Source organism: Mesorhizobium sp. M0816 (assembly GCF_040320005.1).
Classification (GTDB): domain Bacteria; phylum Pseudomonadota; class Alphaproteobacteria; order Rhizobiales; family Rhizobiaceae; genus Mesorhizobium.
This window is the reverse complement of the sequence record NZ_JAMYOT010000010.1, coordinates 164,931-177,284: the sequence shown is the minus strand read 5'-3', so window position 1 is coordinate 177,284 and position 12,354 is coordinate 164,931. Positions and strand designations below refer to the sequence as shown.

The 12,354-nt window shown below is 63.1% G+C and carries 12 protein-coding genes; 9 read left to right on the top strand and 3 right to left on the bottom strand.

The genetic code is table 11. From position 1 onward, the window contains the following. From recN to NKI17_RS18025, 6 genes are all read left to right on the top strand, one after another. Entirely contained in the window at positions 1-1,674 is a 1,674-nt protein-coding gene (gene recN, locus NKI17_RS18050) for a DNA repair protein RecN (protein ID WP_352906453.1), read from the top strand. Between the two features lie 240 nt (positions 1,675-1,914). Further along, positions 1,915-4,122: an NAD-dependent DNA ligase LigA gene (ligA, locus tag NKI17_RS18045; protein WP_352906452.1), complete on the top strand. Its 2,208-nt coding sequence runs from the start codon at positions 1,915-1,917 to the stop codon at positions 4,120-4,122. After that, positions 4,122-4,814 carry a DUF2461 domain-containing protein gene (locus NKI17_RS18040; protein ID WP_352906451.1) on the top strand — a complete coding sequence of 231 codons (693 nt, stop codon included), beginning with the start codon at positions 4,122-4,124 and terminating at the stop codon, positions 4,812-4,814. The genes ligA and NKI17_RS18040 overlap by 1 nt, the downstream gene beginning before the upstream one ends. 122 nt (positions 4,815-4,936) lie before the next feature. Continuing rightward, on the top strand, positions 4,937-5,665 hold the full coding sequence (locus tag NKI17_RS18035) for an AzlC family ABC transporter permease (RefSeq protein ID WP_352906450.1): 729 nt from the start codon (positions 4,937-4,939) through the stop codon (positions 5,663-5,665). Continuing rightward, positions 5,662-5,958 (top strand): AzlD family protein, encoded by a 297-nt coding sequence (locus NKI17_RS18030; RefSeq protein WP_352906449.1) that lies wholly within the window; start codon positions 5,662-5,664, stop codon positions 5,956-5,958. The genes NKI17_RS18035 and NKI17_RS18030 overlap by 4 nt, the downstream gene beginning before the upstream one ends. Positions 5,959-6,274: 316 nt before the next feature. Next, positions 6,275-7,165, top strand: a complete 891-nt coding sequence (locus NKI17_RS18025; RefSeq protein ID WP_352906447.1) for a LysR family transcriptional regulator — start codon at positions 6,275-6,277, stop codon at positions 7,163-7,165. Here NKI17_RS18025 and NKI17_RS18020 read toward each other — a convergent pair. Then, complete coding sequence (locus tag NKI17_RS18020) at positions 7,155-8,999, bottom strand: aminopeptidase P family protein (RefSeq protein ID WP_352824925.1); 1,845 nt, start codon at positions 8,997-8,999, stop codon at positions 7,155-7,157. The genes NKI17_RS18025 and NKI17_RS18020 overlap by 11 nt on opposite strands. A gap of 36 nt (positions 9,000-9,035) precedes the next feature. On the opposite strand from NKI17_RS18020, the gene NKI17_RS18015 reads away from it, so the two are divergent. Then, a complete protein-coding gene (locus tag NKI17_RS18015; RefSeq protein WP_352570475.1) occupies positions 9,036-9,380 on the top strand; it encodes a hypothetical protein in 345 nt (114 codons plus the stop codon). Positions 9,381-9,419: 39 nt separating this feature from the next. Here the strand turns inward: NKI17_RS18015 and NKI17_RS18010 are convergent, their stop codons facing one another. Beyond that, a complete protein-coding gene (locus tag NKI17_RS18010; protein WP_352570474.1) occupies positions 9,420-10,292 on the bottom strand; it encodes a 50S ribosomal protein L11 methyltransferase in 873 nt (290 codons plus the stop codon). Positions 10,293-10,303: 11 nt separating this feature from the next. Continuing rightward, the gene (locus NKI17_RS18005; RefSeq protein ID WP_352570473.1) at positions 10,304-10,882 is read right to left on the bottom strand and encodes an SCO family protein; all 579 of its coding nucleotides are present in this window, start codon (positions 10,880-10,882) and stop codon (positions 10,304-10,306) included. A 205-nt stretch (positions 10,883-11,087) separates the two neighbouring features. On the opposite strand from NKI17_RS18005, the gene NKI17_RS18000 reads away from it, so the two are divergent. Both NKI17_RS18000 and NKI17_RS17995 read left to right on the top strand, forming a co-directional pair. Then, positions 11,088-11,576: a CreA family protein gene (locus NKI17_RS18000; protein WP_023676745.1), complete on the top strand. Its 489-nt coding sequence runs from the start codon at positions 11,088-11,090 to the stop codon at positions 11,574-11,576. 96 nt (positions 11,577-11,672) lie between these two features. Then, entirely contained in the window at positions 11,673-12,314 is a 642-nt protein-coding gene (locus NKI17_RS17995; RefSeq protein WP_352570472.1) for a DapH/DapD/GlmU-related protein, read from the top strand. The last annotated feature ends 40 nt before the right edge of the window (positions 12,315-12,354 follow it).

The following is a 12,354-nucleotide window of genomic DNA, read 5'->3' as shown; positions in this document are numbered from 1 at the left end:
ATGCTCTCCAGACTGTCGATCCGCGATATCGTTCTGATCGAGAAGCTGGACATCGACTTCTCGTCCGGCCTTTCGGTCCTTACCGGCGAAACCGGCGCCGGAAAATCTATCCTGCTCGACGCTTTGTCACTGGCGCTTGGCGCCCGCGGCGACGCTTCGCTGGTGCGGCATGGCGCGGCACAAGGCCAGATCATCGCCGTGTTCGACGTGCCGCGCAACCACGCGGCTCGCATGCTGCTTGCCGAGAATGCCATCGAGGACGACGGCGACATCATCCTGCGCCGCGTCCAGACGGCTGACGGCCGCACGCGCGTTTTCGTCAACGACCAGCCGTCCAGCGTGACGCTGATGCGCGACATCGGCCGTGCGCTGGTCGAGATCCACGGCCAGCATGACGAGCGCGCTTTGGTCGATCCCGGCGCCCATCGCGAGTTGCTCGACAGTTTCGGTGGCCATCTCGGCGCTGCTCGGGCAACCGGCGAGGCGTGGCGGCATTGGCGTACCTGCGAGCAGGAATTTTCACGGCACCGGGCCAAAGTCGAGGCAGCTTCCCGTGAGGCCGATTATCTGCGTGCAGCGGTCGCCGAATTGACCAGGCTCGATCCGCAACCGGGCGAAGAGACGGAGCTGGCCGAACTGCGCGCCGCGATGATGCGAGCGGAAAAGATCGCCTCGGAAATCCACGATGCGCAGGATGTGCTCTCGGGGCCGTCCTCGCCCTTGCCGCAACTGGCCAGCCTGCTTAGGCGGCTGCAGCGCAAGGTGACCGAAGCGCCCGGGCTGCTCGAGGATGTCGTCAAATCGCTCGACGAGGCGATGCTTTCGCTCGACGCGGCGCAGTCGGGCGTCGAAGCAGCACTTCGCGCCACCGAATATGATCCGCAGCGGCTGGAGAAGGCTGAGGAGCGGCTGTTTTCGCTGCGTGCCGCCTCGCGCAAGCACAGCGTCGCCGTCGACGACCTGGCACAATTGCGTGACACCATGGCGGCCGACCTTGCCGATCTCGACGCCGGCGAAGAGCGCCTGCAGGCGCTGGAGACACAGGCTGCAGCGGCGCGCCAGGCCTATGACATTACGGCGGCCCAGCTATCGTCGCGTCGCCATGCGGCGGCCGTGGGGCTGACCAAGGCGGTAATGGCCGAACTGCCGGCGCTGAAGCTCGAACGGGCCGAGTTCATCGTCGAGATCGAAAGCGATGCCGAGAGCCGCATGGAAGAAGGCATCGACCAGGTCGAGTTCTGGGTGCGCACCAATCCCGGCACCAGGCCCGGTCCAATGATGAAGGTCGCTTCCGGCGGCGAGCTTTCGCGCTTCCTGCTGGCGCTCAAGGTCGCGCTGGCTGATCGCGGGTCGGCGCCGACTTTGGTCTTCGACGAAATTGACACCGGCGTCGGCGGCGCGGTTGCCGACGCCATTGGCCAGCGGCTGGCGCGGCTGGCGAAACGCGTGCAGGTGCTGTCGGTCACGCATGCACCACAAGTGGCGGCGCGCGCGGCGACGCATTTCCTGATCTCCAAATCAGGCGGGGCCGACCGTGTCTCGACCGGCATCGCCGAGATGGACCGGGCGGCGCGGCAGGAAGAGATCGCACGCATGCTCGCCGGCGCCACCATCACCGACGAGGCGCGCGCGGCGGCCGAGCGGCTGCTGCGGGAGAACACCGCGGCAGCCTAGAGCGGTTTATCGTTTCACGGAAACGCCGAACCGCTCTACCTCTTTGTTTGCGCAATTCCGGACGGAAAACCGTTTCACACTTTTCCTGGAATTGCTCCAGGCGAGTTCGTTTCCGGCGCTCGCGACCTGAGTCAGGGTATGGCTCCATCCTGCTGTTCAGGAATGATTTTCCGTGTCTGGTCTCTCCCTCATGAGAGAATCCTGTTCTATTGTGTCGCGCCACCGTGGAGGGAGCAGTGCATGGACGAAAAACCAGTCGATTCGCTCAGCGAAAGCGAGGCGGCAAGCGAGTTGAAGCGGTTGGCGCAGGAGATCGCCGAGCACGACCGGCGCTACCATGGCGAGGACGCGCCGATAATCACGGATGCGGAATATGACGCGCTGACGCGGCGCAACCTCGCCATCGAGCAGCGGTTCCCGCATCTTGTGCGCGAGGATTCGCCCTCACGCAGGGTCGGCGCGCCGCCGGCGGAAGGTTTTGCCAAGGTGCGCCACGCGGTGCCGATGCTCAGCCTTGCCAAGGCCTATACCGACCAGGACGTCGCGGACTTCATAGAACGGGGCCGGCGATTCTTTGACCGCGACAAGGATCTGAACATCGCCTTCACGGCGGAGCCGAAGATCGACGGGCTATCGGCTTCCCTGCGGTATGAAGGCGCTGTGTTCGTGCAGGGAGCAACGCGCGGCGACGGCGTCGTCGGCGAGGACATCACCGCCAATCTCAAGACCATCGCCGATATTCCCAAGACCTTGAAGGGATCGGACTGGCCCGAGGTCATCGAAATACGCGGTGAGGTCTATATGACCTACGCGGAATTCGAGGCGCTGAAGCAACGTTCGGCGGCGATAGGCGGCCAGGATTACGTCAATCCGCGTAACACGGCGGCCGGGTCGCTCCGCCAAAAGGACCCGTTAGTTACCGCCAGCCGCAACCTTAAATTCTTTGCTTACGCCTGGGGCTATACTTCAAAGGATCCAGCTCCGACCCAATACGATTCCGTGCAAAAATTCGCGGAGTGGGGATTCAAGGTCAGCCCGCTGATGGTCCGGGCAAGATCGGTCGAGGAACTGGTCGCCCACTATCACCTAATCGAGACCCAGCGCTCATCGCTGGGCTACGACATCGACGGCGTCGTCTACAAGGTCGACCAACTGGAATTGCAGCGCAGATGGGGTTTCGTCACTGGCGAACCACGCTGGGCCATTGCCCACAAATTTCCAGCCGAACAGGCGATGACAACCGTGCTCAGGATCGACATTCAGGTGGGCCGTACCGGTACGCTGGCGCCCGTTGCCCGGCTTGCACCCGTCACGGTCGGCGGCGTCGTGGTCGAAAACGTCACGCTTCACAACGAAGATTACATCAAGGGTCTGGACAGCAACGGCCAGCCGATCCGCGACGGCTATGACGTGCGTATCGGCGACACGGTGGTCATCCAGCGGGCAGGGGACGTCATTCCGCAAATCGTCAGTGTCGTCGCCGACAAGCGGCCGACTGATGCCGTGCCCTACGAATTCCCGCACAAATGTCCGATCTGCGGCTCACCCGCAACGCGCGAGATCAACGAGAAGACCGGCAAGGAGGATTCCCGCCGACGGTGCACCGGCGAGCTGATCTGCCCCGCGCAGGCCGTGGAAGGATTACGCCACTTTGTGTCGCGCGGCGCCATGGATATCGAAGGCCTGGGCGCTGAAAACATTGACCTGTTTTTCAATGCCGGGTTGGTCAAGACAGCCGCCGATATCTTCACCCTCCGGGACCGCCGTCCCGCCGTCACCAAGGCGCTGGCGGAGCGACGGGAGGAGCAGGCCAGGCAGCGCGAGGCCGCATCGGGCAAAACGCGCAAGAATGTACGGAGCGTCGAGGAACGCAACTATGACGGCCTCGACAAGCTCTTCGCTGCCATCGACGCTCGCCGCGAACCGGAACTCGATCGCTTCATCTTCGCGCTGGGCATTCGTCATATCGGCGAAACGACGGCCGCTGTGCTTGCCCGAACCTTCTCGACGATCGAGGAGTTAATCCGCATTGGCAAGGAGACAGCAGCGGCAGCCGATCCACATACCGTTTTTCCTTCGATCAACGGCATCGGCGATACGGTGATAGGCGCTCTTCGCGATTTCTTCGGCAATGAACGCAACGACGCCGTGCTTGAAGCGCTGCTCACACAGGTCCATCCGAAGCCGTACATTGTGAACGTCTCAGCCGATAGTGTGGTCGCCGGCAAGACAATCGTGTTTACAGGCACGCTGGAAAAGATGACGCGCCCGGAGGCCAAGGCGATGGCCGAACGCCTCGGCGCGAAGGTCGCCGGCTCGGTTTCCGCGAAGACCGATCTCCTGGTGGCAGGGCCAGGCGCCGGTTCCAAGCTGAAGGACGCGACCAAATTCGGCATCGAGGTGATCGACGAGGACACCTGGTTGCAGCGGATCGGCAAGGGCGCGTGATGGCTGCTGCCTTCAATGGTTTTGGGCAAAAGGCCATTCCCTTCCTCAAGGCGCTGGATTTTCATCAGAGCCGGGAGTGGTTTTTGGAAAACCGCGACCTTTTCGAGCGCGACCTGCGCGATCCTTTCGGCGATCTGGTCGAGACGCTCTCCGAGCGCTTCATGGCATTGGGGCTCGGCCTGCGCGGCGACCGCAAGAAGTCGCTGTTCCGGATTAATCGCGATGTGCGTTTCGCCAAGGACAAACGGCCTTATAACCGGCATTTGTCGGCGATCCTTTCGCCCGACGGCACCAAGATGGAACAGGGCGTGTTTTACGTCCATATTGGGCTCGAGCGCTGCTTTGCCGCCATTGCCTGGTGGCAGCCCGGACCGGAGCTATTGCTGGCGCTGCGCAATGCGATCGCGAAGCGGCCCGCTGAATTCCGCAGCCTCGTCGCGGCGCTGAAGAAGAACGGCCTCGAGCTCGACCCGGACGGCTGCATGAAGCGCACGCCGCGCGGCTTCGAGCATATCGCCGAGCCCGATCTCGCTACCGCGATCCGCAACCGGCATTTTGCCGTCCGGCACGCGATCGAGCCGGCGGATATCTACGGAGCTGGATTGGTCGACGAACTCGTCGACTTCGTCATACGGGCAAAACCGCTGCTCGACTGGGGCAGGGCGATCGAAGGCAAGGCTTCGCAGCGCTAAGCACGGAAGCGAGCTTGCCGCGACGCTTCAGCTATCATTTCCGCTGATCGCTTGCCTCAAGCGAATTGGTGTGACAAGCCGGACCGCCCTCCCTACATACGGCCGTTCCCGAGGAGCGGTCGATGTCGGCGGAAGCAATCTCCGAAAACAGTGCGAAAAGCGATTTCTGGGACGGCGTGCGGCTCAGCATGCCCGTCGTGGTGGCGTCGGCGCCGTTCGCGTTGCTGTTCGGGGCGCTCGCAGTCGACAACGGGTTTTCCGTGCTCGAAGCGTTCCTGATGAGCGCAACGGTGTTCGGCGGCGCCAGCCAGATGGTCGGCATCGAGCTGTTCGGCCAGCATGTCGCGCCGTGGCTGATCGTGCTGTCGATCTTCGCCGTGAATTTTCGCCACGTGCTCTATTCGGCTGGCATCGGCCGGCGCATTGCGCATTGGCCGCTGGTGCAGCAGGCGATAGGCTATTTTGTGTTGACCGATCCGCAGTTCGCGGTGGCCGAGCGCAAGGCGGAGGCCGGCGAGACCGTCGGGTTCACCTGGTATATGGGCCTTGGGCTGCCGGTCTATGTGTTCTGGGTCATCGAAAGCGCGCTCGGCGCGATGTTCGGCAAGCTTATTCCCGACACCCATGCGCTGGGCATCGACTTCCTGCTGCCGATCTATTTTCTCGGCCTGGTCATGAGCTTCCGCAAGCGGCCGCTGTGGCTGCCGGTGGTCGTCGCCAGCGCTGCCGCCTCCATCATTGCCTACAAAACGGTCGGCTCGCCCTGGCACGTCTCCATCGGCGCACTGGCCGGCGTGCTGCTCGCCGTCATCCTGCCGCCCCGCCACAGCGGCGTGGAGGCACGGCGATGAGCACGACCTTGTGGATCATCATCGCCGGTTCCATCGCGACCTATCTGACCCGCATCGGCGGTCATCTGGTGATCTCCCGCTTCGAGCATATCCATCCGCGCGTCGAGGCCGGGCTGAACGCCGTGCCAGCGGCGGTGTTGACCACGCTGGTGGCGCCGGCGGCGCTCAGCGCCGGGTCGGCGGAATGGGCAACCTTGATCGTTGCCGGCCTTGTCTCACTGCGCGGCGGCCTGATGGCAATGTTCCTGGCGGGTGCTGCCGTGCTGATCCTCGCGCGGCAGCTCGTCGGCTGATCGACTTTTGCTTTGGCGGCGAGAGCATACATGCGCTTTACCGCAGCGACTATTGCCGCACCGACCCGCGACAGGCTCAGCCGGATCGCCTCCGCTCTCTCCTGGTGGGCGCGACGCACGGCGTCGCTATAGAGCGCTTCGCGCTGCTTCGGCGTCAATGCACTTAGATCGGTCGACTGGATGCCGAAGGGCTCACGCGACATTTCCATCTCCCCTGGTTTGCCGTGTTGATCGGCAGCTACACCGGCGATTTACGGGAAAGGCATAATCAGTTAAAATGAATAATTAAGATCGTTATGTTCTCCAGGAGAGATGTATGGATTTGGCCGATCTGCGCATCTTCCGCACGGTGGTGCGCGAGGGCGGAATCACCAGGGCGGCGGAAAAACTGTTTCGCGTGCAGTCGAACGTGACCACACGCATCCGGCAGCTCGAGGAGGATCTCGGCGTGCAGCTGTTTATCCGGGAGGGCAAGCGCCTGCACGTATCGCCGGCCGGTCACAAATTGGTCGGCTATGCGGATCGGCTGCTGGCGCTTGCGGAGGAGGCGCGAACGGCGATGCTCGATCCACGCCCGCGCGGCACGCTTCGCCTAGGTGCCATGGAGAGCACGGCCGCGGCACGGCTTCCTAGTCTGCTCGCCGATTATCACGCACGTTATCCCGAAGTGGAAATCCAGTTGCGCACCGGCAATCCGCAGGTTCTCGCGACCGCCATGCTTGCCGGCGAACTCGATGCAGCCTTCGCCGCCGAGCCGATCGCCGACGTTCCGTTCGAAAAGCTGCCCGCATTCCACGAGCAGCTGGTCATTGTCTCGGCGGCATCGCGCGTTTCGGTCGAAGACCACCTGGACATGCCCAAAACCATGATAGCCTTCGAGCACGGCTGTCCGCACCGCAAGCGGCTGGAACTATGGTATGCGCGCAGAGGGTTCATGGCCGAGAAAACCATCGAGCTTGGTTCATACCATGCCATCCTTGGTTGCGTGGTGGCTGGCATGGGCATAGCGCTGATGCCGAAAAGCGTGCTTTCGGGTTTCCCGGAAAGCCGCTGGCTAAAGCTGCACGAACTGCCCTCTGACGAAGACAATGCCGTGACGGTGTTGTTCTGGCGCAAGGGAGCCGGTTCTCCCAACGTCACCGCTTTGCAGGGACTGCTTGCGGAGCAAAGCCTGTCAACCGGCGTTGCCGCCGCGGCTATTGCTTGAAGTCGTGCGGCAGCGGCGCGGTTGTCTTTTCCAGCCAGGCCAGCGTTTCGCCGTCGAGCATCGGTCCGATCTCGGCCAGTACGCGCGCATGGTATTCGTCAAGCCAATGCAACTCGTCGCGGGTTAAAAGGTCCGATCGGACCAGCCGCTTGTCGATCGGCGCCAGCGTCAGTGTCTCGAAGCCGTGCATGGCGATGTCGCCGTCCTCGATTGCCTCGGCCGGTGTCACCAGAATCAAGTTCTCGATGCGGATGCCGTAGGAACCTTCCTTGTAATAGCCGGGCTCGTTGGAGACGATCATGCCGGCCAGCAGCTTTTCGGTACCGGTCTTGGCGATACGCTGCGGGCCCTCATGCACGGCGAGATAGGAGCCGACACCGTGCCCGGTGCCATGAGCGAAATCGCAGCCATGGTTCCATAGCGCCAGGCGCGCCACGGCATCGATTTCGGAGCCGCGCGTGCCTTGGGGGAAGCGCAGCATGGAGATGCCGATCATGCCTTTCAGCACCAGCGTGAAGCGCTCGCGCATCTCCTCGGTTGGCGTGCCGATCGGCACGGTGCGGGTGATGTCGGTGGTGCCGTCCTGGTACTGTCCGCCGGAGTCGAGCAGGAACAGCTCCCCATGCTCCAGTTTGCGATTGGTGGCGCGGGAGACGCGGTAGTGCATGATGGCTCCGTTAGGACCAGCGCCGGAGATGGTATCGAACGATACGTCGCGCAGTGGCATCTGCGTTTCTTCGCCGGTCTGACGGCGCGTCTCCTCAAGCTTTGTGACAACGGCGATTTCGTCGAGCGTGCCGGGCTTCTGGCGGTCGAGCCAGCACAGCAGCTTGGCGACCGCGGCGCCGTCGCGGCGATGTGCGGCGCGTGCGCCGGCGATCTCAGCTTTGTTCTTTGTTGCGCGTGGAATGCGGGCCGGATCGGCCGTGGCAATGACGGTGCCGCCATTATCCTCGACCAGCATTCTGAGCTTGTCCGCCGCGAGAACCGGGTCCAGCGCGATTTTTGCGCCGCCCTTGGCCCGGGTGACGATTGCCGTTTCGAATTCACCTGGTTCGTGCAATTCGGCGAGCTGCGTCAGGTAGGCCGCGACGGTGCGCGAAAACTTGCGCTGGTCCATGAAAAGCAGATGCGAGCCGTCGGCGGCGAGCACGGCAAAGCCGAGCGCCAGCGGTGTGTGCGGTACGTCGCCGCCACGGATATCGAACGCCCAGGCAATGGAGGAGGGGTCGGTCAATACGGCATGGGTGGCGCCGTCCTTCTCGGTGGCCGCCGCCAGCCGCACCAGCTTGTCCTTGGCCAGTTCGCCGGCAAAGCCGATCGGGTGGATCTCGACCGGCCCCAGTGGCGGCCCGGGCTGGTCCTGCCAGATGGCGTCGATTGGATTCTCTTCGAGCGGCACCAGTATCGCGCCTGATTTCTCGGCCGAGGCCTTCAGCGCCTTGACGTCACTGATCGTATGGAGCCACGGATCGAAACCAAGTCGCACGCCCTTGCCGAGATTGTCCTTGATCCAGTTGGCCGGCGGGTTGTCGACAAGGCTCTCGATCGAAAAGATGTCGAGATCGACCTCCTGGCGCACCTGCAGCGTGTAGCGCCCGTCGACAAACATGACGGCGCGCTCGCCAAGCACAATGGCGACTCCGGCCGAGCCGCTGAAGCCGGTCAGCCATTTCAGCCGTGCCGAGCGATCGGCGACATATTCGCCCTGGTGCTCGTCGGCACGGGGCACAATGAAGCCATCCAGCCCGTTCGCCGCCAACCATTGGCGCAGCATTGCCACGCGCGGCTTGCCAACGGCCGGATCGCCGGCGGAATCGAAGGTCTGGAACATGTCGGCTCTCCTCGAATGCTGGCGCGACCGTAGCGCATGACCTCGAAAATCGGAATCGATTTTCGGAACGATCATTCCCGGTTGCTGCGTGTCTCTTTGCGCATGGAGGCCATGCAGAATCGGCGATTTCAAAAAGCGTCAGCAAGGCTTACCTTCTTCACGTGGAGGAAAGAGTCCTATTGCCCTGCAAAGGAGACCGTCATGTCCACGATTTCACGTAGACGCGGATTTTTCAGAAACGCTGTGAAAGCGCTGATCGAAGCTCGCCAGCGCGAAGCGAGCCGGTATGTGAGCGGCGTTCTGCTTGGCTTTGACGACGAAACGCTGAAAGCTCACGGCTACGATCGCGAACAGCTGAAGAAAGCGGCGAACTCGCGCTAGGTCCGAGTTGATTCCGGCTTGCGTTGAAGGCGCTGCGCCTCAGCGCTTGAGGTGAATCGTCACCCAGCCCCCGCGGTGCAAGGTGCGGACGTGCCGGAATTTCTGGCCGACATAGGCCGCGATTACCGCATCGCGCTGGCGCTCGAGGATGCCCGACAAAACGATCGAGCCACCGAGCGCGATATGTCCGGCCATTTGCGGCGCCAGACGCATCAGCGGCCGCGCCAATATGTTGGCGACGATCAGGTCGAAGGGCGCACGCGCGGCAAAGATCGGATGATGAAAACCGGGCGCCGCCACCGTTTCAATGAGCCCCTTGACCTGGTTCAGCCGCGCATTGGCGGCGGCCACCTTGACGGCGACCGGGTCGATGTCGGTCGCCAGCACCGGTATATGCGCGAGCCTGGCCGCTGCGATGGCGAGCACCGCGCTGCCGGTGCCAAGGTCGAGCGCGTTGCGCGGATGCTCGCGCTGTATGACCTGCTCCAGCATTTCGAGGCAGCCGGCGGTGGTGCCGTGATGGCCGGTACCGAAGGCAAGGCCGGCCTCGATCTCGATGGCGAGCTCGCCGCTGTGGCGCTTCCTGCGGTCATGCGCGCCATGGACGAAGAAGCGCCCGGCCCGCACCGGCTTCAATCCCTCCAGCGAGCGCGCCACCCAGTCGATGTCGGGCAGCGCTTCGCGCGCTATCGGTTTCGACAGCGACAGTCCGGCAAGGATGTCCCTAAGCCGCGCCTCGACCGCATCGACGTCGTCGTCGGCATAGAGCGATACTTCGTGGATGTCGCGGTCCTCGTCGACCTCGAGCACCGCAATCGGCAGGCCCTCATCGTCGAATGCCGCACCGAGCGCCGCGAAGATGCGATCAGCCTCGATCTTGCCCGCGGTGAAATACAAACGCGTCTGCGTCATTACCGGATATGTCAACCTTCCGCCGCCAGCCGTTTGAGCTTGGCGATGGCGGCATCCGGGCTTTCGCCATAAGCAATGGTGCCGGCGAAATCGCCCTTGGCGTTGAGCAGCAGCACCGAAGCAGTGTGGTCCATCGTGTAGTCGCCGTCGCTCGTGTCGACTTTCTTCCAGTAGATGCCGAAGGACTTGGCCATGGCGTGGACCTTGTCGGGATCGCCTGATATGCCGAGGATGCGATCGGAGAAATTGCTGACATAGGTGTTCATGATTTCGGGCGTATCGCGCTCCGGGTCGACCGTAACGAAATAGGCACGCAGGTTCTTGCCGTCGTCGCCCATCGTCTTCAGCCAGCCGGCCAACTCGAAAAGCGTGGTCGGGCAGACTTCCGGACAGTGCGTGAAGCCGAAGAAGACGACGCTGGGGTGGCCGCGAAACGCGGCTTCGGTGACCGGCGCGCCCTTCTGGTCGACCAGCGTGAACGGTGCTCCGAACGGCTCGCCGCCATAATGTCCGCGGTACCAGTCGAAGGTGAGCCAGCCGATTCCGGCGGCCATCAGGACGAGAATACCGACCAGAATTGAACGCATCATCAGTGAAAGTCCGTCGTTATTCCATCGGGCGCCGGGTTGGCGCCGTGAAGGCCCTGGCTTGGCGAACACTCTTAGCGGTTCGGTCGTGCCGACGCAAAGATGTCGCGTTGCCGCAACCGGCAATCCTGTGGGAGGCGATCTGCTTGCAAAGCGCTGCCGTTCGTCCCACCTGAGGTCGGCAAAATTCGAACCGCAGGAGGCCTCTTTGCGAAAACTGATTGGCGGCGCGTTAGCCGCATGCCTTGTCATTGGCGCCGGCGCGGCCGCCGCCGAGGAAGTCGGCAAGGTCGGCGTCGATTGGCTCGGCAACGATATCATCGTCGAGGCGATCAAGGATCCGAAGGTCGAGGGCGTGACCTGCCACGTCTCCTATTTCGACCGTGGCGTGATCGACCGCCTGCAGAAAGGCAACTGGTTCGAGGACCCGTCCGATTCCTCGATCTCCTGCCGCCAGACCGGGCCGATCACCATTGGCGACATCGACATGAGCGAGGCCGGCGAGGAGGTGTTCAAGCAAGGCATCAGCCTGATCTGGAAAAAGCAGGTGGTGAACCGCATCTACGACAAGGCCAACGAGACCCTGATCTACCTGTCGCATTCACGCCAGGTGCAGGATGGCTCGGCAAAAATGTCGGTCACCACCGTGCCGCTCTACGGCCAGAACGTGGTGTGGACCAGCGGCAAGCCGAAATAGAGACTGAAGGTGCTACAGGGTCCTTGGCGCGTCCAAACGGATGCGCGGCGCTGCACTCGGCTTGCGAGACTATGCGCGCGGGCGTAAAGCGCGCGCATGGACCGTCCCGAACACCTTGTCCTGAAAGATCCCGAGCCGCGCATCCATCCGACGGCGGAGCTGAAGGCGTGCAAGCTTGGACGCTACGCGTCGATCGGCGAGCGGGTCATCCTGCGCGAGGTGACGGTCGGCGACTTTTCCTACTTCGAGCGCCACGCCGAGGCGATCTATACGACGATCGGCAAATTCTGCTCGATCGCCGCCAACAGCCGCATCAATGCGCTGGAGCATCCGGTCGAGCGGCTGACGCAGCACAAGATCAGCTATCGGCCCAACGAGTATTTCCGCTGGCTGGGTGTCGATCAGGCGTTCCGCGACCGGCGGCGGGCGAAAGCCGTCAGCATCGGCCATGATGTCTGGATCGGCCATGGCGCCGTGATCATGCCTGGCGTAGTGATCGGCAACGGCGCGATCGTCGGTGCCAACGCGGTGGTGACGCGCCACGTGCCGGCCTATGCAATCGTCGCCGGCGTTCCGGCCAGGCCAGTGCGGCAGCGCTTCAGCGCGGAAACTGCGGCCCGGATCGAACGGCTTGCCTGGTGGGACTGGCCGCTCGAGAAACTGGCCAGGGCAGTCCCCGACATGCAGGCCTTGCCCATCGAGGCTTTCCTCGACCGCTGGGAAAACGACGCCGCCTGAGTTCGGGCTATCTGCAAGCGGTCCGACGGCCTGCGCGATC